The sequence below is a fragment of the Flavobacterium aquicola genome (assembly GCF_003385115.1).
GTDB lineage: Bacteria > Bacteroidota > Bacteroidia > Flavobacteriales > Flavobacteriaceae > Flavobacterium > Flavobacterium aquicola.
Genome location: NZ_QUNI01000021.1, coordinates 1 through 23,342, shown reverse-complemented (window position 1 = coordinate 23,342; position 23,342 = coordinate 1). Strand labels below are relative to the sequence as shown.

Annotated in this window: 12 protein-coding genes; 5 read left to right on the top strand and 7 right to left on the bottom strand. The window is 33.4% G+C overall.

Features of this window, described 5'->3' with window-relative positions; translation table 11 throughout:
• Positions 1-102 precede the first annotated feature (102 nt).
• The 6 genes from C8P67_RS21245 to porU all read right to left on the bottom strand — a co-directional run bounded on the left by C8P67_RS21245 (position 103) and on the right by porU (position 10,519).
• Positions 103-1,950, bottom strand: a complete 1,848-nt coding sequence (locus tag C8P67_RS21245) for a hydrolase/aminopeptidase (protein WP_115815209.1) — start codon at positions 1,948-1,950, stop codon at positions 103-105.
• 86 nt (positions 1,951-2,036) lie between these two features.
• Positions 2,037-3,662: a pyruvate dehydrogenase complex dihydrolipoamide acetyltransferase gene (locus C8P67_RS21240; protein WP_115815208.1), complete on the bottom strand. Its 1,626-nt coding sequence runs from the start codon at positions 3,660-3,662 to the stop codon at positions 2,037-2,039.
• Positions 3,663-3,669: 7 nt separating this feature from the next.
• The gene (gene pdhA, locus C8P67_RS21235) at positions 3,670-4,668 is read right to left on the bottom strand and encodes a pyruvate dehydrogenase (acetyl-transferring) E1 component subunit alpha (RefSeq protein ID WP_115815207.1); all 999 of its coding nucleotides are present in this window, start codon (positions 4,666-4,668) and stop codon (positions 3,670-3,672) included.
• 163 nt (positions 4,669-4,831) lie between these two features.
• Entirely contained in the window at positions 4,832-5,314 is a 483-nt protein-coding gene (gene cdd, locus C8P67_RS21230; RefSeq protein WP_115815206.1) for a cytidine deaminase, read from the bottom strand.
• A gap of 133 nt (positions 5,315-5,447) precedes the next feature.
• On the bottom strand, positions 5,448-6,641 hold the full coding sequence (gene porV, locus C8P67_RS21225; protein ID WP_115815205.1) for a type IX secretion system outer membrane channel protein PorV: 1,194 nt from the start codon (positions 6,639-6,641) through the stop codon (positions 5,448-5,450).
• A gap of 41 nt (positions 6,642-6,682) precedes the next feature.
• Entirely contained in the window at positions 6,683-10,519 is a 3,837-nt protein-coding gene (gene porU, locus C8P67_RS21220; protein ID WP_115815204.1) for a type IX secretion system sortase PorU, read from the bottom strand.
• A gap of 216 nt (positions 10,520-10,735) precedes the next feature.
• Between porU and gldJ the strand changes: the two genes are divergently transcribed.
• Both gldJ and C8P67_RS21210 read left to right on the top strand, forming a co-directional pair.
• Positions 10,736-12,436, top strand: coding sequence for a gliding motility lipoprotein GldJ (gldJ, locus tag C8P67_RS21215; RefSeq protein WP_115815203.1), 1,701 nt, complete (start codon positions 10,736-10,738; stop codon positions 12,434-12,436).
• Positions 12,437-12,500: 64 nt separating this feature from the next.
• Complete coding sequence (locus tag C8P67_RS21210; RefSeq protein WP_115815202.1) at positions 12,501-13,784, top strand: UDP-N-acetylmuramoyl-tripeptide--D-alanyl-D-alanine ligase; 1,284 nt, start codon at positions 12,501-12,503, stop codon at positions 13,782-13,784.
• 43 nt (positions 13,785-13,827) lie between these two features.
• Here the strand turns inward: C8P67_RS21210 and C8P67_RS21205 are convergent, their stop codons facing one another.
• The gene (locus tag C8P67_RS21205; RefSeq protein WP_115815201.1) at positions 13,828-16,719 is read right to left on the bottom strand and encodes a helix-turn-helix and ligand-binding sensor domain-containing protein; all 2,892 of its coding nucleotides are present in this window, start codon (positions 16,717-16,719) and stop codon (positions 13,828-13,830) included.
• A gap of 323 nt (positions 16,720-17,042) precedes the next feature.
• Between C8P67_RS21205 and C8P67_RS21200 the strand changes: the two genes are divergently transcribed.
• Genes C8P67_RS21200 through C8P67_RS21190 form a run of 3 tightly spaced genes read left to right on the top strand, consistent with a single transcriptional unit; the run spans position 17,043 to position 22,834 of the window.
• Entirely contained in the window at positions 17,043-20,285 is a 3,243-nt protein-coding gene (locus tag C8P67_RS21200) for a SusC/RagA family TonB-linked outer membrane protein (protein ID WP_115815200.1), read from the top strand.
• A gap of 17 nt (positions 20,286-20,302) precedes the next feature.
• On the top strand, positions 20,303-22,015 hold the full coding sequence (locus C8P67_RS21195; protein WP_115815199.1) for a RagB/SusD family nutrient uptake outer membrane protein: 1,713 nt from the start codon (positions 20,303-20,305) through the stop codon (positions 22,013-22,015).
• A gap of 27 nt (positions 22,016-22,042) precedes the next feature.
• Positions 22,043-22,834 (top strand): hypothetical protein, encoded by a 792-nt coding sequence (locus C8P67_RS21190; RefSeq protein WP_115815198.1) that lies wholly within the window; start codon positions 22,043-22,045, stop codon positions 22,832-22,834.
• The last annotated feature ends 508 nt before the right edge of the window (positions 22,835-23,342 follow it).

Here is a 23,342-nt window from a genome sequence, read left to right as displayed (position 1 = left end):
TATCTGCATGAGGGATGGAAATGGCATCCTTTTCTTTTCCTTCTTTAGGAAAAGAAAAGATATAATGAACAGCCCGGCCCTTGGGGCATGCCATAATTATTATTATTTTAATAGCGGTTCTACAGCTTGAATAGTGGTAGCATGATAACCAGTTTTTGCTTTTACATACACCTTTTTTGCCCAAATTTTTCCTTCTGTGGTTTTGATCATTTCTTTGTATAGGGGTAGTAAAGAACCAGTTCGGCTATACGAAGTTAAGAATAGCTCAATTGCGGGGTAAGCTTCTTTATATTGATGCTGTATTGCCTGAATAAACCATTGACGGCGAACGACGAAATTTCCACCATTAGTAAAATTAAATTCTTTGTCTATCGCTGTCATTTCTTGAGTGGTTATATCATTTGGTAAATAGTCAATAAAATGCTGTTTTTCATTGGTTGATTTTATCTTTTCACTCAATTTCTTCACTCCAGTTTTTCTCCACGTTTTTTGGAAATTGTCTATAGAGTTGAAATCTTCTGAAACAGGAATGATAATATTACTTGGGATTCCTGGTTTGTGTACCCATTCATCAAGTTTTATTTTATCAGCTAATGCTTTGTTGTCATTGATCAGATTTTTATTAAAATAGTCTACAAAATCTTCTGTAGTAATTGATTGGAAAGCATGGTCTTTGAAATAATTGGTTAGAAATTCATCAAATTTTTTGCGTCCAACGGCAGTTTCTACAGTTTGTAAAAAAGTATATCCTTTTTCGTATGGAATTTCACTTAGTCCATCATCTGGATTTCTTTCCGAAGTGTCTACCTTTAATCGGGAATCAGGACTGTCGTTTCCTATATCATTTAGGGTAGTTTTTAATACTTTTCGGCTTAAGACATCTTGCATTTTGGCTTCGTTGATTCCAAATACTTCTTCTCCAATGCGATGCTCTACATAAGTCGTAAATCCCTCATTGAGCCAAATATCATCCCATGTAGCATTCGTTACTAAATTACCACTCCAGCTATGACCTAATTCGTGAGCCAACAAACTTGTTAGAGAGCGGTCACCGGCTAAAACTGTTGGTGTAAGGAAAGTGAGATTCGGATTTTCCATCCCGCCATAAGGAAAACTCGGTGGTAAAACAATGACGTCATAACGGCCCCATTGATATGGACCAAAAAGTTTTTCGGCGGCATTTACCATTTTTCCTAATTCGGCAAATTCCCATTTAGCTTTATTGATTACAGTATGTTCAGCATAAACACCAGTGCGGTTGTCAATTGGTTTAAACTCAATATCACCAACGGCAATTGCCATCAGATAAGAAGGGATAGCTTTTTCCTGTTTAAAAGTATAAATACCTGTATTGTTTTTTTGTTGTGGATTTACCGCACTCATCACCGCCATTAAATCTTTTGGTACAGTAACTTTTGCGCTATAAGTAAAGCGAATTCCAGGTGAATCTTGGCATGGAATCCAAGTGCGTGACCAAATGCTTTCTCCTTGCGAAAATACAAATGGCTTGTTTTTATCGGCTGTTTGTTCTGGTTTTAACCATTGCAGGGCTATCGATTCTTTTGTTGTATTGTAATAAATATTTACTTTAGTTGTATTTGGCTCAATAGTTATATGAAGTGGTTTTCCGTGGAATTCAACTTCTTTTCCTAATTTAAATTGCGTAATTTTTTCATCATCCCCCAAAGTAACTTTGGTGATATTTAATGTGTTTTCATCAAATATAATTTCCTTTCCTTTAGAAACATTTTCAATCTGCCAAGAAGCTTTTCCAGAAATAGTCTGCGTATCAAAATCTACTTTGATATCTAAATCTAAATGCTTGACAACAGCTTCCGCTGCATTTGAAAAGGTATGGGAATCTTTTACTATTTCATGTTTTGTTGTGTTTTCTTTTTTTTGACAGGCCGCAAAAACAATTATAATTAGGAGTGAAACTATTTTTTTCATAAGAATTTTATTTGCGACTAAGTTAAAAAGAAAAACCCGTTCTAAAATTTTTCAGAACGGGTTTTATTATTGTAAATATGACTTGTTTATGCAAGCATAGTTACTGGATTTTCGATGTATTGTTTCAATGTTTGTAAAAACTGCGCTCCAGTGGCACCATCAATTGTACGGTGATCACAAGCTAATGAAAGCATCATTGTGTTTCCAACTACTATTTGTCCGTTTTTAACAACTGGTTTTTCTACAATCGCCCCTACAGATAAAATTGCAGAGTTTGGCTGGTTGATAATTGAATTAAATTCAGTTATACCAAACATTCCAAGGTTGGAAACTGTAAATGTGCTTCCTTCCATTTCTGCAGGCCCCAATTTTTTGTTTTTAGCTCTACCAGCAAGATCTCTAACGCTAGCGCCAATTTGAGATAAGCTCATCGCATCTGTAAATCTTAGTACAGGAACAACTAATCCATCTTCAACAGCAACAGCAACACCAATATTAACGTGGTGATTGATGATGATAGCATCTTCTTTCCATTGAGAATTAATTTTTGGATGTTTTTTCAATGCTAATGCGCAAGCTTTTATTACCATGTCATTGAATGATACTTTTGTATCTGGAACAGTATTGATAGCTGCTCTTGACTGCATTGCTTCATCCATTGTTACCTCAATTACAAGATTGTAGTGAGGAGCAGTGAATAACGATTCAGCTAAACGTTTCGCAATGATTTTACGCATTTGCGAATTTTTGATTTCTTCTGTGAAAACTTCACCTGCAGGTACGAATACTTTTGGTGCTTCAGTTTTTACAGCTTCAGGAGTTTTTGCTGCAACAGCTGCAGGAGATGTAGCGGATGGTGTAAAGTTTTCGATATCGCTTTTTACGATACGTCCATTTTCACCAGATCCTTTAACTTGGTTTAATTGAATTCCTTTGTCAGAAGCTATTTTCTTAGCTAATGGTGAAGCTAAAATTCTTTTTCCGTCAACAACAGTTTCAACTGGTTGAGCAGCTTCTACTGATGCAGTTTTAACTTCTTCTTTTGCAACAGCAGCAGATGGAGCAGCTCCGCCTACTTTATAATTGTCTGCGATTCCGCTAATATCAGTTCCTTCTGGACCAATGATTGCCAAAAGGCTATCAACTGGAGCTGTGTTTCCTTCTTGAATTCCAATAAACAATAATGTTCCTTCATTGAAAGATTCGAATTCCATTGTAGCTTTATCAGTTTCGATTTCGGCTAAAATATCTCCTTCGACAACTTTATCTCCTACTTTTTTCAACCAAGAAGCAACTGTTCCTTCTGTCATAGTATCGCTCAAACGAGGCATTGTTACTACGATTACTCCTTTTGGTAAAGCTGCTGCTGGAGCAGATGTAGCTGTTTCAGGTGCTTTTGCTTCAGTAGCTGCTGGTGTAGATTCTGCCGGAGCTGGAGCTGAACCTCCTGCAATTAGTGCAGATACGTCTTCTCCTTCTTTTCCAATAATTGCCAATAAAGAGTCTACTGGTGCAGTTTCTCCTTCTGGTATTCCAATATATAAAAGAGTTCCTTCGTTGAAGGATTCAAATTCCATTGTTGCTTTGTCGGTTTCAATTTCTGCAAGGATATCTCCTTCGCTAATTTTGTCTCCTACTTTTTTAAGCCAAGCTGCTACCGTTCCTTCAGTCATAGTATCGCTCAAGCGAGGCATTGTTACAATTGTTGCCATAATTGATTTATAATTTATGCGGTGTGAATGGATAGTTTTCTTGGTCGTACACTACGTCGTATAATTGCTGGATTTCTGGGTAAGGAGATTCTTCAGCAAATTGAACGCATTCTTCAACTTTATCTTTTACTCTTTGATCAATTACTTCGATTTCTTCTTCAGTAGCGTATTTTTGATCTAGAATTACATCCAAAACTTGAGTGATTGGATCTATTTTTTTGTATTCTTCAACCTCATCTTTTGATCGGTACAATTGTGCATCAGACATAGAGTGTCCTCTGTAACGGTATGTTTTCATTTCAAGAAATGTTGGGCCATCACCGCGTCTAGCTCTGTCAATAGCTTCTGTCATAGCTTCAGCAACTTTTACAGGATTCATTCCGTCAACTGGTCCGCAAGGCATTTCGTATCCTAAACCTAGTTTCCAAATATCAGTATGGTTTGCAGTTCTTTCTACAGAAGTACCCATTGCATATCCATTGTTTTCAACAATAAATACTACGGGAAGTTTCCACAACATCGCCATATTGAAAGCTTCGTGTAAAGAGCCCTGACGAGCAGCTCCATCACCAAAATAAGTCATAGTAACTCCGCCAGTTCCATTATATTTATCTCCAAAAGCTAAACCAGCTCCCAATGGAATCTGACCGCCTACAATTCCATGTCCGCCATAAAAACGGTGCTCTTTTGAGAAAATATGCATTGAACCACCCATTCCTTTGGATGTTCCAGTTGCTTTTCCTAAAAGTTCGGCCATTACACGTCTTGGGTCAACACCCATACCAATTGGCTGAACGTGATTTCTGTATGCAGTAATCATTTTGTCTTTTGTCAAGTCCATTGCATGTAAAGCTCCTGCTAAAACTGCTTCTTGACCATTATATAAGTGTAGAAAACCTCTAACTTTTTGCTGAATATATAATGCTGCAAGTTTGTCTTCAAACTTTCTCCAAAGCAGCATATCTTCATACCACTTTAAATAAACTTCTTTTGTAACTTCTTTCATCTGAAATAATTCTTTTGCTTAAGTGTTATTGTTTTATCAATCATGACCTAGTAACGCAAAATAGTTTCCTCACCACAAGTTTGCGCCCCAAAGGGGTCGGGATGCAAAAATAAGACATTCTCGCTAAGAACTAAAATTTAAAAGCTAATTTTTAGTTTCTTTTTTAAAGTAATTTGTTATCAAACATAAATGGGAGTAAATTTTTCAAGGAATCCGATTGATGGATTTCACCTGTTTCGCCCATATAATATATTTTTATAGGGCTGTTCTGACGCACTTCATATTCAGAAATTGATTGTCTGCAGGCTCCGCAAGGAGGAACTGGAATTGTGGTAGGATTGTTATCTGAAGCGGCGGAAATTGCTATTTGTAGTATAGCTGCTTCTGGATAAAGTGCTCCAGCATGGAATATAGCAACTCTTTCTGCGCAGAGACCGGAGGGATAAGCTGCATTTTCCTGATTTGAACCAATAATTATTTCTCCATTGTTTAGCAGAATTGCTGCTCCAACTCTGAATTTGGAATAGGGGGCATAAGCATTTTTTCTTACTTCAATAGCTTTTTTCATTAAGTCTTGTTCCAATTGAGTTAATTCCTGGATGGATTCAAATACATTAATTTTTGAAGTAATGGTTATTTCTTTCATTGGTCTTGTAATGTTGATTTAGCCTAATTGAAGTAAACTTATGATTTTTGGTTTATAAAATAGATGTCAATTAAAAACAAAAAAAATCCAAACTTTAATTTAGATTGGATTTTTTTAATGTTTAAAATTTATTCTAATAATTTTCGTATTTCTCGCCAAAATTGAATGATAAAGAGAATCGCAAAGTGTTCTCTAACGGGTTTTGTACTTTAGATGCCGAAAATAAATAAGAAACATCTACTTTAACTGAAGTATATTTAAAACCTGCTCCAAGCGAGAAAAATTCTCTAGCTCCTTTATCTGGACTTTCGTGAAAATATCCAGCTCGAAATGAAAAGGAGTCTTGGTAGACATATTCAGATCCTAGTGAATATGTAAATTCTTTTAATTCTTCACTAAATCCACCCGGGGCATCTGTAAATGATTGAAACATACCGCCAAACCATCCTATGTTTTCATATTCGTCATTAGCTATACTATAATCAGTGCTGTCTACTATTCCGTCATTGTTCATGTCTTTACCTTCATAAACACCCGCACTAGTGTTGTATACTTGTGGAGTAGGCACCAACAATTTACTGAATTCTAGATTTACTGCAATTTTATTATATTCATCCAAAATAAAATCGAATCCTCCTCCCAGTCTCATGTTTGCAGGTAAAAAATTTCTATTTATGTCGTCATTATCATATCTCATTTTAGGTCCCATGTTCTGGAAATTAAATCCAGCCCTCCATCTTCCATTAAAATCATTATATGCTACTTCCTCTGATTGAAAAAAACCTGCAACATCTACAGCAAAACTATTAGATGAAGAAGCATCATTATTATCTGTAGCTACTTTTAAATTAGAGTTTATAAAACGACCTGCTACAGCCATAGAAAATTTTTCGCTTAATTTTAAAGAATATGATAAATCAAATGCAAATTCATTTGGTGATACTACTACAACGGGGCTGTCATAATCAGTTCTTAAATCAATATCGCCAAGGCCAAAATAACGAAAACTGGCCGCAAATGCACTCTTGTCACTATATTTATTGAAATAGTTTAATTGAGCTAATGAAATATCGTTAACTAATTCAGTTAAATAAGGAGTGTAACTTACAGAGAACCCCTGTTGATCTTCGGCAAAAGCGTATTTTGAAGGATTCCACTGTTGTGAAAAACCATCTGCAGAAGTAGCTACTCCATTATCTGCCATACCAGCTGCTCTAGCATCTGCTGCTACAAGTAGAAAAGGTACTGCAGTTGTAATGTTGTTTTCCTGGGCGTGAATAAAATTAAATGAATATAATAATGTAACTAATAAAAGGGCTTTTTTCATTGTTTTTTAAAAAATTAATTTGGCATAAATATACTATATTATTAAAGAATGACAAGTTTTTCAATTTTCTCAACTTTTTTGTTAGACAAAGTGGCCTTTACAGTAAGCTTATAAACATAGACTCCTTTACCAATCCGATTTCCAAAATCATCTCTAGTGTCCCACGTTATTTCTCGAGCCAAAAACCCAGGTGTTGTTATAGTTTTATTTTTTGTCCATACAACTTTTCCTGTAATGGTTAATACTTGTACCTGTACTTCTAATGGTTCATTTGGTTTGTTGTGGGTGAACCAAAATTCTGTATAATTAACACACGGATTAGGATAGTTTAATACATTTGTCAAGGTTACTGTTTCATTTCCAACTACTACAAATTGTATTTCAGAAGTTGTGGCATTGTTGTAAACATCCCAAACAGTAAATGTAATCGTATGAAGCCCTGTTTTTAAATTTCTGAAAGGAAAATGTAAATTCCCGTTGGAATAACTGTCCAATTCAGTTTGATAATAATCATTTAATATCACAGGGTTACTTACATCTCCATCCAATACCGCCATTATATCATGACCAATCCCTGCTGCTGTATTAATTCCATTCTCATCCTCCATGTAGGCTATAAAAATAGGCGACTCATTAGTTATGCCTCCCGATACAAATGTCTGGTCGTTCATATATAACTTCACTTTTGGACTATTATTGTCTGTAGCAGCATTTTCATTTATTCCTCCTATTTTTATTGTAGCGTCATATCCTGAAACATCGTCTAATACTTGATTTTGTTGAGAATAAAAACTTAGTTTTCCATTACCTACCGGTATACGAATATCTTTAGGTACTATAAAACTGCAGTCAAATTGCCCATTATTTACAGATGCATTTCCTCTAAAAATAGTTTCTCCTAATGTAGTGAAGTTCATGGCGGGGCTACTTCCATCATTGTTTAAAGTGCTCTTTGTTATCGATTTATCAAATAAAATGGCGGAAACGACACCGCTGTAATTTGTAATTGGGATATTGTTTTCGTCAGTTATCTGACCCGATATTTTCATTTTGGCCAATGATTTAAAATCAGGGATGGATTGGTTAACAGGGATGTCATTTACCTTTGTAAGTATTATTTTTGGTTTAGGTATAGCCAGAAATAGTGCGGGATCTCCCAGATATAAAACTACATTTGTTTGTCCAGATGGTTTTTCATTTTTTGATATTCGTAAAGCTTCAGCTATAGAAACATATTGATTTGATCCATAGGCTAAAAGATTTTTCAAGAAAATATCATTAAAATTCTCGGCACCAGTTTTCTGAATTGTACGGGTAGTGGAAATTAAAGAAATGGCACCGCCTTTAGCGTTCCAATAGATATATTCTCCAGCTGTAGGTCTTAGCGGGTTGTCAAAACGAGAAAACTCGCACGTGATGGTAATGAATAATGGATATTTAAATTGATTGTTTACGCTTTGGCTGTCTGCTTTGTCCCAAATTCGTTCTTTTGATAAGCCATCTTCACCTCCATGGCCTAAATAGTTAAAAATTAATGCGCCCTTTTCAAATTCATTGTAAAATTCAGATTTTGCTTTGGGGTACCGCTCTCCACCAGAAGAACTTTCTTGAACATAAGAATCTAAAAGTATTTTGGAAACATTTAAAAATGGCTTCTGAATTTGAATTTCGTCTGCAAGTGTGTTTTGTCTGTATTGCAAAGTGGCGTCACCTGGCACATCGGTATCATCAGCGATAGCTATATAATTATTTCTCCAGGAACCATAAGATTTTTTGTCATAATATTCAAAAACCTTATTGACCATTTCACTGGCTTGAGTAGTATTACTGATTAACATTCTTCCAACAGCAATGTCAATGCCTCCATACTTGTACAAAGGATTGTCTATATTTCCTTCGTTATCGTCCATTAATCCATAAAAGTCGTCAGATGCAAAAGAAGCTTCTGCTATAGTATTACTGATTTTAGATTCATAAATTGGAACAATATTATTATTGTTTGCTATTCTGTTTTTATAATCAAAAGAAGCATCACCAAAAAGATTTATGTATCTCACTTTTTTATCATCAGAAGAAGCATTATCATAAATATATTTAATACAGTTTCGGATTGCAGCAACGTCTTGTTTTCCTGATGAGAATTCTTGGTAAATGGATTCTAATGTGAGTATTTTTACATTCAGTTTAGAATTTACTCGATGAAATGAAGCTAGCCTTTCAGCTTGACTTCTTAAAAAATCAGGAGTAATAATTATATAGTCAATATCCTGAAACTGTCCTTGGGAGTTTTTAAAAACTGTTCCTTTTATATTAATGTTACCTATTTTGGTTTTGCTTTCTTTTAAAGGTGTGTAATAATCGTTTGGATCAACGGCAATATATTTTTGCAGTTCCCCAAGATTTGCTTTGAATGAAAATAGATTCCCGTCTTTGTTTTCTGTTTTGGTTACGTTATAAATATCTGTTATGTTCCAAATTTGAGAAATTGAAGAAGCATTGGAAAAATTATACGATACTACTCCAAGATTTGAACCTGCTAGGTTGTATTGGAAATGAAATTGCTTTCCAGATCCCTCTAACTTACTTTTTGCTTTTAATTGAATAAAATCTAAAAAACCTTTGGATCCCGGAACTCCATTATTATCATAGGTTAATTTTATTTTTATGTTTGAGGAAGCGGTAAAGCTAGTATTGGATAGTTTTTGGGAATCATATTGTTTTTCCTCTCCTGAAAGTAAAGGTATAAATGAAACAGTTCCAATATCAATTCCGTTTGCTGTAATTTTAAATGAAGTAGGAGTATATGCGGCAGAGGCAAAGGAAATGTTTAAATTGGCGGGAACTGACGTGTCGATATTAGGAAAATCAAATGTGAATTCTTGATTTTCATTTATTTCGAACGATTCTCCAACCCATTGACGGCCTACTTGGGCAATATTTGTTTTGTCGATTTCATGAAATTGGTAATCATCATATGATGTAAGTGTTGTGGTGCTTGGAGCAGTTGGTTGTGCTGTATCTAAGATTCTTTTTCCATCATCACCTTGTATTGTTATGTAATAATAGGATTTTGTGTCGTATAAATTTAGATTAGTCTGACTCTCTTCATTCCAATTTGTAATCCCTTCAGCATAAAATAAGATATAATCCTCTGAATTAAAAACACCATCATTTTCTCCTTGAATTTGAATAGAATTTTCATTTAAATCTAAAGGGTAAAAAGTACTGTTTGCTAACGGAAGCATTTTGCCTCCGTTACCATAGATTTTTATTTTTTTCGGATTAATTCCATTTAAATTAATACCAAGCTGCTGTAAAAAATCTCTGGAAATTTTATAAACTCCGGATTTTTCGACGTAAAAGCGATACCAATCTCCAGATGCCAAAACGGAATTGCTGATACTGAGGCGCTTTTTAAGAGATGTGATTTTTTTAGTAAAATTATTATTTACTGTATAAGAGAAGGATTTTATTCTCTTGTATCCTGAATTTGTTTTAATGATTGGCGAAATTCTAAGGAAATTCTGGGTGATATTTCTGGATTTTGTGCTGTAAAGATCCGATTTTATAGAGGTAGGAATGCTTATTGGATCTATTTTTCCAATAAAAGATGTTGGCACTGACTCGTAAGTTACATTAATAATTTCAATGCTATTTACGTCTAAATCAGTGTTGTTTTTTAAATTTAAATTATAATAAAGCGCTTGATTAAAAGTGTCATAGAGATAACTGTTTCCTTTAAAAACGGGTGCTTCCGACTTAGTTTTACTAGTGGATTCAGTTTTGTTTTCTATCCAGTCAATAGTAACATCGCCTTTAATTTGAGAAAATGCTATTATTGGAAAAAACAGTATAAAATAAAAGACAAGATTTTTCATGAAATATGAAACAACAGTGAGTGTAAATAATTGATAAAAGTAAAGAAAAAATATTAAAGTCTTTTTTCTTGTTTTATGTAATAAAAAATATATTTTTGCGTTTTTAAAGACATCTAAAAAAACGTTAAAAAATTAAATTAAAAAGGGTTTTGCAGTTTGATTTTAATTATTACATTGCACTACCTAAATTTTAATAATTACCTACCAGTAGAAACTATGAGAGTAAATAAGACTATTCCGCTAAAAATAATGCTTTCACTTGCATTAATATTAGGATTAGCTAGTTGTAGCAAAAAATCGAAATCCGACAGTGCATCAAGAGGCACAGGCTGGAATGTAAGCAGTTCTAAAGGAGGTTTTGCAAAAGGAACAGCTGGTAAACCGCAAGAAACAGGCCCAGGTTTAGTGTTTATAGAAGGAGGAACTTTTACAAAGGGACTTGTTCAGGATGATGTGATGCATGATTGGAATAATGTGCCAAGTCAGCAGCACGTTATGTCTTTCTATATGGACGAAACTGAGGTAACTAACTTAATGTATCTTGAATATCTTGAGTGGTTAAAAAAAGTTTACCCTCCAACAGAAGAAAACTATAGAAACATTTACGAAGGAGCTTCGCCAGATACACTTGTCTGGAGAAATAGATTGGGTTATACTGAAACAATGACCAATAACTATTTAAGACATCCTGCTTATGCAAACTACCCTGTTGTAGGGGTAAATTGGGTTCAAGCTGTTGAATTCAGTAAATGGAGAACAGATCGTGTAAACGAAGCTGTACTTGAAAAAAACGGTTATTTAAAGAAAAATGCTAAGACGTTAGATGTTACTGCTGATAGTAATTTCAATACTGAAACATATTTAGCAGCACCTACAATGACTTATGGAGGAAATGAAGAAATTCTTTTGAAAGGCAGAGGAGCATCTAAGAAAGCACCAAGACCTGATAAGAATGGAAATGTTGTTGAGGAAAAAAACGTATATGTGCAAAGATCATCTGGTATTTTATTGCCTGAGTATAGATTGCCAACAGAATCTGAGTGGGAATATGCAGCAGCAGCAGATGTAGGTCAAAGAGAATATAATATTTACAAAGGTCAAAAGAAATATCCTTGGTCAGGAAGCTATACTCGTTCTGGAAAAAGATCCAATAAAGGTTTCCAATTAGCCAACTTTAAACAAGGTAATGGGGATTACGGTGGAATCGCAGGTTGGTCTGATGATGGAGCTGATATCACTAATGAAGTTAAAAAATATCCAGCAAATGACTTTGGTTTATATGATATGGCTGGTAACGTAGCAGAATGGGTTGCTGATGTTTATAGACCTATAGTTGATGTTGAAACCAATGATTTTAATTATTTCAGAGGAAACGTTTATACCAAAAATAAGATTGGTAAAGATGGAAAAATCGAAATTATCACTAATAAAGATATTGTATACGACACTTTGAGTAATGGTAAATTAGTTCCTAAATATTTGCCAGGGGAAATAGCACAAGTTCCTGTTGACGATAATGAAACGTATTTGAGACAAAATTTCAGTACTAGTGATAATATCAATTATAGAGACGGAGATAAACAATCTAGCAAGTATTATAAGTTTACAAGTTCAGATGCTGATAACGGAAAAACATCGGAAAAAGAAATCATGTATAATTCACCTAAACAAAACGTAAAAATTGATAGTTTAGGAAATATGGAAAGAAAATATGATAAATCAAATAAGAGAACTACTTTAATAAATGATGCTGTTCGCGTTTACAAAGGAGGTTCATGGAGAGACAGAGCATATTGGCTTGATCCAGCACAGAGACGTTTCTTTCCACAAGATATGGCAACAGATTACATCGGATTTAGATGTGCTATGTCTAGAGTTGGTTCTAAATCAAATACCAAAAAAACACCAAGAAATTAATTTTTTTTAGATAATTCCAATAAAAGCCCTTTCATTAGGGCTTTTATTTTTTAAACTATATTATATGGATATTAATTACATTCATAATTTGTTTTTGAAATGCACTTCGGTTTCAATTGACACCCGTAAAATTGATGCGAATTCTTTTTTTATTGCTATCAAAGGAGATAATTTTGATGCAAATACCTTTGCTGAAGATGCTTTAAGTAAAGGAGCTTCGTATGTGTTAATTGATAACGAGGATTATTTTATTGACGAAAGAACCGTTTTGGTTGAAGACAGTTTAGCTTCTTTACAGGAATTAGCAAAATATCATAGAAATTATTTGAAATTACCTATAATTGCTCTTACTGGAAGTAATGGAAAAACAACTACTAAGGAATTAATAAACACTGTTCTTTCTAGAAAGTTTAAAATAAAGGCTACCGTTGGGAACTTAAATAATCATATAGGAGTACCTTTAACTTTGTTATCTTTTAATGAAGAAACGGAGATTGGAATTGTGGAAATGGGTGCTAATCATAAAAAAGAAATCGAATTTCTTTGTGAAATTGCGCAACCTGATTATGGATATATTACTAATTTTGGCAAAGCTCATCTTGAAGGTTTTGGTGGTGTTGAAGGTGTGATTCAAGGAAAAAGTGAAATGTATCAATATTTTTTAAAAAATGATAAGTTAGTCTTTGTGAATTTTGAAGATCCAATACAAGTTGAAAGAAGCAAAAGTATCAAATCATTTTCTTTTGGAGTAAACAATGATAAATGCGATGTAAATATTGACAAGGTGAAAGCTGATCCTTTTGTGAGTATATCTTATTCGGGAAATAGTATTAATACGCATTTAATTGGCTTGTATAATGCTAATAATATAAATGCTGCAGTTACAATTGGAAATTATTTTGGGGTTAAAGATGAAGCGATCAAAGAAGCTTTGGAAAACTACATTCCTGAGAATAATAGATCGCAATTAATTACTAAGGGGACAAATGAAATTATTTTGGATGCTTACAATGCCAATCCCAGCAGTATGAAAGTAGCTATTGAAAACTTCCTGCTTTTGGAAAAAGCAAACAAAACTCTTTTCTTAGGAGATATGTTCGAATTAGGGAATGAAAGCTTGAAAGAACATAAAGGAGTGGTGGATTTGTTAATAGATCAAAATAATATAGACTGTTATTTTATAGGTAAAGATTTTTATCAAAATAAAGTTTCAAAAGAAAATTTTTTCTTCTTTGAAAATTTTGAAAATTTTTCAGAAGCTGTCAAAAATAAAAAGTTTGACAGCAATATGATTCTTATTAAAGGGTCTCGAGGTATGGCTTTGGAACGAACTTTAGAATTTATTTAAAAAAAAAGGAAAACCAGCATTAAAAAATGCTGGTTTTCCTTTTTTAGATACTCATTAAAAATCCTATTAGGTTTTCCTTTTTGTTCAGTCCCAGTTTTTTTCTAAGTCTATATCTTGCTAACTCCACACCTCCGATAGAAATATTCAATATTTCTGCAATTTCTTTTGTAGACATATTCATTAATAAATAAGTTGCTAAGTCTAATTCTCTTGGAGATATGGTTGGATATTTTTCTTTAAGTCGCTTTAGGAAGTCAAAATGAACATTCTTAATATGTTTTTCCAAGCTTTTCCAGCTTTTGTCATTACTTACTTCCTTAACAATACTTTTGTTCAATTTAGTGACCTGAAATTTGGTAGGTTCGTCTAAAGCTTTTATGTCAATTTCTTTTACTTTTTGTAATATTCCATTTAAAACTTTATTTTTTTTCACGACCTGTAATGAATTTGTAACAAGTTCTTTGTCTTTTGCGAGAATTTGAATTTGAAGGTTATCGTTTTTTAGTTTTTCAATTTCTTTCTCCAATTCGTATTGGCCTTTACGTATTTTGGACTCTTTTTCTAAATATAGTCTTCGTTGTTCAATGGTTTCGTAGTATTTGTTTTTTCTTATTTTTAGTTTTATTCTATTATAAATAATGTAATTAGCCACAACAGCTAGTATTATATAAAAGAGGTAAGCTAAAAAATGGCGGTACCATGGTGGAGAAATTGTAAAGAATAACTGGTCAGGTCTTGATTCGAGTCCGTAACTATTTTTAACTTTGACCTTCATCACATAGTCACCTTCTTTTAAATTAGTGTATTCTTTCATTGAGCTAGATGACCAGCTTGACCAGTTATCTTCAAATGGCTCTAGTTTGTAGGAATAGGTTGTGCTTTGGGGATTTTCGTAAATAGGAGATGAGAATGTGAATTTGACATGATTAGAGCTATATTCTAAATTATAATTTTTGCTATTATCAAATAAGTTTCCTGTTATAATTGTGTCATGAGGAAAGCTTAAACTTTGGATATAAACTGTAGGTTGTGTAATAAAATTGTTTGATATGTTAAAATCATAATGTGCTAATCCTTCTGTTAAGCCTATAAAGACATTATTTGGGTTTACAGCATTAATTGAAATGTAATTATTAACTAAATTGCCTGATAAATTAGAAAATGGAATTTGTTTTTTAATGTAATTTCCACTTTTATTTTTTTGCAAAACGCCTAATGTTTCGTTAAAGCAATACCATATGTTTTCATCTCCATCTTCGATTACAGTATTTAATGTTGGCATATTCTTAAATAATAATGATATTTTTTTGTCCTCAAAAAATATCTCTTGCTCTTTAGAATATCGGTAGAAATGGTTATGTGTTTGAAAATATATTTTGTTTTTTAATCTCTGAATGCTTCCGATTCCTGTATATGTATCATTTATTTTTGTATGAATTTTTATTTCTTCAAATTTTTTTAAATCATCTGATAGTTTCATTTGATATAGGTTAGGGTTTTTTTTAAGCCAAAGAAAATTTTCATCGATAAGTGTTTCGAATGTGTTTGTTGTTTCTTCAAAACCTGCCACCGAATTTTTAAAGACCAGATTATTACCATCTTTTTCAAATATCGAAAAACCATTATAGCTTTCGCCAATAATGCTATTAGGATGGTCCGGAATAGCTAAAAAGCCAAAGTATCCTTTGTTGTCGAGTATTTTAGCTACTCTGTTATTTTCAATAAGTAATGCTCCATTATTACTGGCACAAAGTAGCTGGCCGTTAATTAATTGGATATTCCATGCTTGTGCAATGGTTCCTTCAATTCTTTTGAATGGTTCATCAAGAAATATATCATTCCAACTATGGTAAAATAGGCCTTGGTTGGTTGCTACATATAATGTGTTTTTGTAAACCAATGAGGCATAAACGGTACTCATATTGTAGCTATAGTCAAAAAAAGTAAATGGTGAGTTTTCGGTTATAAATGTTATTCCGTTATCCAATCCTAGCCACAGATTATTTTTATTGTCTTCAAAAGACTTTAATATAGTATTGTTTTGAAGTCCTTTGTGGCGGTTTAAATGCTGGATTATTTTTCCGTTAAAATCGGTGATAATAATACCATTTAAGACAGTATTAAAAACAAGTAATTTGTTTTTAATCATGCACCCGCCTAGTGACGAATTTTTCTTAATGTATTCATTGGCCTCTGTTTGCCATGGTCTAATGGTATTATTTTGATAAATAAATAATCCATTTTCTAAAGTTGCTAATATTAATTTGCTGTCAGCTGGAAAAACAGCCCATATTTCGGAATTATTAATAGCTGATGTTCCCTTCAAACGGGTGAATTTACCTTTCGAATAATTCAGCAATCCTAATTTTTTATCTTGAAAATATAACTTCTTGTTGATTAAAAAAGAAAATTGGAATCTGTTTTTTGCTTCCATATAGCGAAGTTTATTTTTTTTTAAAAAGAAAACTTTGCTGAAGGCCTGAAAAATTACCTCGTCTTCGAAACAATGGATTTTCCATATTATATTGATGTTTTTGGTAATTTTTTTATTTTTATTAAATAGCTTTGATAAGGAATGATAAGTAAGATTTCCTTTTTGATCGCTTAAAAAATAGCCAAATTCATTATTGCCACCTACATATATTCTGCCTGAATTGTCAACCTTCAAGCTTCTAATTGCTGAATTATCTGGCAATGAATATTTATGCCAGCTAGTGCCGTTAAATTTCAAAAGCCCAGTATTATTCGCGAAATAAAGATTTCCATTTTTATCTTGATCTATATCCCAATTTTGAGTGCCTCCCTTGTACTCTGTTCTTTTGTAGTTTTTGATATCAGGAATTCCTTGCGTTTTTACTTGTGAATATGCAGTAATTGCTAATGAAATTGTGAAAATAAATAATAATCTATAAATTATTGATGTGTTAAAATTCATGTGATATTTTAATTTATTTTATGTTTATTTTGCAGATTGTATATTTTAGTACCGCGTGTTTATTATTGTTATGTGTATTTTTAAAATAAGCTCATTATGGACGTAAATGTAGGGTAAATTTTTTAATTAACATATTAATAACAAATTAATTTATCTATTAAATGATTGATAATTAAATATTTGATTACTTTTTGATGTATTTTTGTAATACAGTATTTTTGCGTATTGATGGGTTTTTGTAATGTTTTTTTTTTATTTATTCTATTTTTTTTAACTTATCATTGTATTAAATTACTAATTAATTAACCAAAATTTTTAGAAAAATGAAATTAACAAAATTACTTGTTTTTTGTGTTTCGTCTTTACTTTTCTCGGTAGTTCTGCAAGCGCAAGATATTACTGTTAGCGGGAAAGTAAATGATGAGAAAGGTATGCCTATTCCAGGGGCTACTATTTTAATTAAGGGGGCGGGAACAGCTACCTCCTCAGATTTTGATGGAAAATTTGCAATTAAGGCTCCTTCTACTGGTGTCTTGGTTGTTAGTTTTGTAGGTTATGCTACTTTAAATGTTCCGATTAGCGGCAGGACACAGATTGATGTAAAATTGAATCCTGAATCGCAAAATTTAAATGAAGTTGTTGTTGTTGGTTACGGAACCCAAAAGAAGGTTTTGACAACTGGTGCAAGTATCAATTTAAAAGGAAAAGACATTACAGCGCTTAAGACAGGTTCTGCAATGGAAGCCTTACAAGGTATTGCTCCAGGAATTAGTATTACAAGAAATAGTGGGGCGCCTGGTGCAGGTACTAGAGTAACAATACGCGGGCTTGGTACTATTGGAAATTCTAACCCGTTATATGTTGTTGATGGAGTAAGTGTTAGTAATATTGACTATTTGAGCCCATCAGACATTGGATCTATTTCAGTATTAAAAGATGCAGCATCAGCTGCAATTTATGGATCAAGAGCTGCAAATGGAGTTGTATTGATTACTACTGTAAAAGGAACTAAAAATCGCCCGGCAAAAATTAGTTATGATTATTTCTATGGAATTCAAAATATTTACAAAAATCTTGATCCATTAAATGCGCAAGAATACATGAGTATTTTGGACGAAGGAATGGTTAACGATGGGAAAGCTCCAATTGACTGGCATAATCTCCTAACTTCGAATACTTGGTTACACAATAATTATCCTGGTTTAGATGTTGCCTATGGTGATGAAGTATGGTCTAAACTTCAGAGTGGATGGAAAGGGACTAATTGGATTGATGAAATGACGAAGAAAGATGCTCCTGTAGTAAACCATTCTTTAAATATTACTGGAGGTAGTGAAGATATCAATTACTCTTTTGGTTTGTCATATTATGATCAAGACGGTATGATTGGTGGAAACATTATAGATGCAGGTTATAAGAGGCTAACTGCCAGAATGAATACTGATATTGTATTAAAGAAGAATAGTGATCATGCGATAATTACTGTTGGAGAAAATTTCACCTATACAAATACACAAAATAGAGCGGTAGCTGCGGGAAATATTTATTGGAACGATTTACACAATGGATTGGTTCAAAATCCATTAATGCCTGCATATTGGCAGACTTCGATAGATGCAAATATCAATGAATTCGGCTATTCTCCGACATTAGAAGGTATTAATCAAGGTCAAACTAACCCTATCGCTGTGATGTTTTACCGTAATAATTATAATTATGGAAAAAGTAATAATATCAATGCGAATGCGTACGCTGAAATAGCACCAATAAGATCTTTAAAATTTAAATCTGTTTTTGGTATCACTTCATGGTTTGGTCATTCGAGATCAATGAATCCGACATATGGTTTAGGAAGACTATATGACGATAAAACTGATGGTGTAACACAAAACGAAAATATGGGTGCCACTACAACTTGGACTAATACACTAACTTATGATAAAAAATTTGGTGATCATTCTATAAATGCAGTAATAGGTACTGAGCTTATTCGTAATGTTTTAAATGATAATGTAACTGGTGTTAGAAGTGGTTCAAATAGTTTAAAATTCCCAGGAGATCCTAAATATGCATATTTGGACAATACAAATCCTGCAGCATCTATTAGTGATATTGGAACTAGTGGAAGAGATGGGGCTGCTGAAGGCGGAGGGCTTCAGTCCTTTTTTGCCAGAGCACAATATGATTATAAAGAAAAATATTTGTTATCAGCAATTATGCGTGCTGATGGATCACGCAATTTTGCACCAGACAAAAGATGGGGGTATTTTCCCTCCTTTTCTGCTGGATGGGTAATGACCAAAGAAGATTTTATGTCAGGGACATCCGGTTATCTTGATTTCTTAAAATTAAGAGCAAGCTGGGGACAAAATGGTAATCAGGATATCCCTAACTTTATTTACACTTCAACTATTACTGGTGCTTACCCTGGTTATTTCTTTGGAGATACAAAACCTGTTTCAGGAGCAACTACTTATCCTTTAAGAGTGGTTAACCCTGATGTTACATGGGAGACGTCAGAACAATTAAACTTTGGTTTGGATGCGCAATTATTCAATTCTAAATTGGGAATAACTTTCGATTGGTATAAAAAAATAACGAAAGACTGGTTAGTTGAAGCTCCTATTCAAGGAACGTTTGGTGCACTCCCTCCTTACATCAACGGAGGTGATATTGAAAATAAAGGATTTGAAATTTCTGTTAGCTGGAATGATAAAATTGGCGATTTCAAATATGGTGTAACTGTTAGTGGAGCCAATAATAAAAATGAAGTAACTAGAATAGCAAATGCCGAGGGTATTATACATGGGCCATCCAATGTATTGTCGCAAGGGACATCCGAAATTTCAAGAGTTGAAGTAGGACATCCTATAGGTTATTTTTGGGGTTTAAAAACTGACGGAATTTTGCAAAATCAAAACGAAGTGGATGCTTATAAAGGACCTTCAGGAGCACCTTATTTTGCTGGACAACGTCCTGGAGATGTACGATTTGTAGATCAAAATAATGATGGTAAAATTGACGATGCTGACAAAGTGGATCTAGGGAATCCTAATCCTGATTTTGAATTAGGGTTACAATTAAACTTTGAATACAAAGGGGTTTACTTGAATACTACACTGGCAGGAAAATTCGGTATGCAGGTAATGCAGTCATATAGATCATTTCTTGATAGTCCAATGCAAAATTATACTTCAGATGTTTTTGACCGCTGGCATGGAGAAGGGACATCAAATAGAATGCCTAGGATAAGCTCAGTAGCAAACCATAATTTAAGTAATTTATCAGATATATTCATGTATGATGCAGATTATTTGAGAATTAACAATTTAACGATTGGTTATAATTTTAATGAAGTTTTATCTAATATAAAATGGATGTCTAATCTAAAAATGTATGTTGCAGTTAACAATTTATACACATTTACTAATTATAAAGGAATGGATCCAGAAGTTCGTTTTTCAGGACAAGATGATAATAATGATAAAAAATGGGCGTCTGGAATAGATCTGGGTCTTTACCCACAGGCAAGAACGGTTATGTTTGGGATGAGTGTTGACTTTTAATTTAAAAAAATTTAAAAATGAAAAAAATAAAATATTTAATAGCTGTTTCAACAATTTTTGTTGCAGCAAGTTGTCAAGACTACTTGGATTCAGAAATTATTTATGATTACAGCTTGGATACCTATTATAAAACTCCTACCGATATTATTAACGCTACCTCTGGTGTTTATAATGCCATTTATGTAGTGGATCCTCTAAGTGAAGAAAATATAGCAGCTAATCTTATGGATAATATGATGTTAGGTGGAGGAGGTCCTGATGATAGAGCTGCTAAGTATGTAGATAGTTTTGAAGATCCGCTTGAGGATACCTACCGTTCCTTGTGGGTTCAGTCGTATAATGGTATTGCTCGTGCAAATGCTGTAATTGAAAAAACAGAAGCTGCTGATTTTTCTAAATTTTTTGATACTGCAGAAGAAGCAAATTTATTTAAGAAAAAAGCAATTGGAGAAGCATTATTTATGAGAGCTTTTTTCTATTTTAGATTGGCTAAGTTCTTTGGTGGTGTACCAATGATTATTCGTGTCAGTGATCCTAAAACAGTTGGGAGGTCATCTATTACTGAGACTTATGCGCAGATTGCTACTGATTTAAAAGCAGCAATTGAAACATTGCCTTCGACTCCATTTCCGAGTATTCCATCCGCAGAATACGGACATGCCAATAAATGGGTGGCTGAAGCTTATTTGGCCCGTGTGTTTTTAATGTATACTGGTTATATGACAAACATTGAAAAACAGGCAACTTCAACTTTACCAACCACTGATGGTAAGTCTTTGGGCAAGGATGAGATAACTGGTTATTTGAATGATTGTATTTCTAATAGTGGTTATGCTTTGGTATCTGATTTTAGAAACATATGGCCTTATTCATACGTTAATACAAGTGCACAGGCTAACGTATTGCCTTGGGCAAAAACTAATAATTTATCGTGGGTAGGGCAAGATGGTACAGCCTCAAGATTTGGGACAGGAAATTTAGAAACTATGTTTGTTCAGCGCTTTTCTTTTGGTAACTGGCAGTGGAGTAATGGACCAATGTATACCAATCGATATGCTTTGTTCACATCTATGAGAGGTAATAGTCAAGTTCCTTTTGGTGAAGGATGGGGAATGGGTACAGTAAATCCAAAAATATTTAATGAATGGGCTGATAACGATCCTAGAAAATTAGGTTCTATTATTCAAGTTGGACAAGCAGATCAAGGAACTGGCGGTTATAATGCGGACAAAGGTGACCATGAAACAGGGTTTTTCAATAAAAAATACTGTGCTATTCAGCATCAAGTGCCTGGTACATCAACAGTAAAAGGAATGTTCGTTCAGATGTATCAATGGGGTGATGCTGATATGCAATTGATGCATGCCCAAGATTATATCTATATGCGTTTTGCAGATGTATTATTAATGCATTCTGAAGTAACTGGTACGGATACAGGGCTTAATGCTGTAAGAGCCAGAGCAGGACTAGTTCCTGCTGTTGGTTACACTTTAGATGCTTTAAAACAAGAGCGTTTACATGAATTGGCTTTTGAAGGGCTGCATTGGTTTGATTTGGTTCGTTGGGGAGATGTTGAAACTGCTTTTACTGGTTCGGTCCCTGTAAGAAATTCAGGTACAAGTGCTACTTATACTTTGAAATACAGACCTGAAACTAAAGGATTAGTTCCAATTCCTGAATCTGAAATTAGATTATCTGCAGGAGTTTATACTCAAAATCCAGGATGGTAATTATATTTAACGATAAATAATAAAACTATGAAATTTAATAAAATAATATATCCAATTATTGCTTCGTTTTTGCTTGTGTTTACAGCATGCGAATCAATTGTTGAGGAAGATCATTTGAGTAATACAAATACAGTTGAAGGGGTGCAGCTTAAAGCTGAAAATACCACTCAAGGAGGGAATGAAATTAAAATTGAAATGCTTACCCCGGGTATTACTGGGCATTTTAATTACATAATTGGGAAAGCTTTAACAGACAGAGCTACAATTCTTTTTCCAGTTATGGGGACTTTTAATTTTACCTATAAAGGTAGTTTGGGAGCAGAGTTATTTGAAAAAAAGGTTGCAGTGACTATTGATAAATTAGACCATCCAGTTCCGCCAGAATGGGGAGCTTTATTAGGAACAGATGCTGTTGCGGGAAAAACATGGATTTTTGATCAAAATGGCACGCCTGATAATTTATGGTGGTTTATGTCAGCTCCTAATAATCCAGCCGGTTCAATGGGTGCCTGGTGGAATGCCGGAGGGACTTGCTGTCCTCCTAGTGATGCCAATGGCAAAATGCATTTCGATTTAAATGGAGATGCAAATTATGTTCATTATGAAAATACATCTGCGACAGGTACTAAAGGTACTTTTATATTAAATCCTGAAGGTAAGACATTGACTATAAATGATTCTAAAATGTTGGGGTATGCAGCTGGAAATAAAGATGGTGTTTACACAATTGTTAGTTTAACTGCAAACAAAATGGTTCTTTACTTAAACAATAATGAGACGAATGGTACAGGTTGGACTTTTGTTTTCAGACCAGAATAATTTGAGTTAGTTTATTTTCGAAAAAGGAAGTTGTAGAATGCTTCCTTTTTCGATTTTAAAATTAAAAAACAGTACTATAAAATAGAATAAAATGTATGAATGTGAATAAATAAGTTGTTTTTTGCTCCTTCAGCTTATGGATCGTATAACTTAAGATTAATGTTTAGTTAAGTTAGTAGTTTGAGTTGTTCTTCAGTAAAGGTTTTTATTTGGTTAGTTAATAAAAACCTTTTCGAAGAATAATTAGAAAGTAAAAAAAGGAAGATTTAGTTTATTCTTATAGCTTGAATGTTTTCTATGGAAGAATAAAATTAAGTTGGTTCTCCTGAATAATATTTTTCACATAGTACCTGACGATTTAAGAGGTTATTTCACATGTTGAAATAACCTCTTTTTTTATTGGTCTCAGGTTAGGGTTTAAAACCCTGCAATTTATTGCAGTACTTTAGTAATGCGAAAAAATCTTTACCTTTAGATTATGAGCACAGATTTAAGAAAAGGTTCGCAT

Excerpts from the sequence above, each read along its gene's own strand:
- C8P67_RS21245 (WP_115815209.1), bottom strand. The coding sequence starts at position 1,950 with ATGAAAAAAATAGTTTCACTCCTAATTATAATTGTTTTTGCGGCCTGT.
- C8P67_RS21240 (WP_115815208.1), bottom strand. The coding sequence starts at position 3,662 with ATGGCAACAATTGTAACAATGCCTCGCTTGAGCGATACTATGACTGAA.
- pdhA (WP_115815207.1), bottom strand. The coding sequence starts at position 4,668 with ATGAAAGAAGTTACAAAAGAAGTTTATTTAAAGTGGTATGAAGATATG.
- cdd (WP_115815206.1), bottom strand. The coding sequence starts at position 5,314 with ATGAAAGAAATAACCATTACTTCAAAAATTAATGTATTTGAATCCATC.
- porV (WP_115815205.1), bottom strand. The coding sequence starts at position 6,641 with ATGAAAAAAGCCCTTTTATTAGTTACATTATTATATTCATTTAATTTT.
- porU (WP_115815204.1), bottom strand. The coding sequence starts at position 10,519 with ATGAAAAATCTTGTCTTTTATTTTATACTGTTTTTTCCAATAATAGCA.
- gldJ (WP_115815203.1), top strand. The coding sequence starts at position 10,736 with ATGAGAGTAAATAAGACTATTCCGCTAAAAATAATGCTTTCACTTGCA.
- C8P67_RS21210 (WP_115815202.1), top strand. The coding sequence starts at position 12,501 with ATGGATATTAATTACATTCATAATTTGTTTTTGAAATGCACTTCGGTT.
- C8P67_RS21205 (WP_115815201.1), bottom strand. The coding sequence starts at position 16,719 with ATGAATTTTAACACATCAATAATTTATAGATTATTATTTATTTTCACA.
- C8P67_RS21200 (WP_115815200.1), top strand. The coding sequence starts at position 17,043 with ATGAAATTAACAAAATTACTTGTTTTTTGTGTTTCGTCTTTACTTTTC.
- C8P67_RS21195 (WP_115815199.1), top strand. The coding sequence starts at position 20,303 with ATGAAAAAAATAAAATATTTAATAGCTGTTTCAACAATTTTTGTTGCA.
- C8P67_RS21190 (WP_115815198.1), top strand. The coding sequence starts at position 22,043 with ATGAAATTTAATAAAATAATATATCCAATTATTGCTTCGTTTTTGCTT.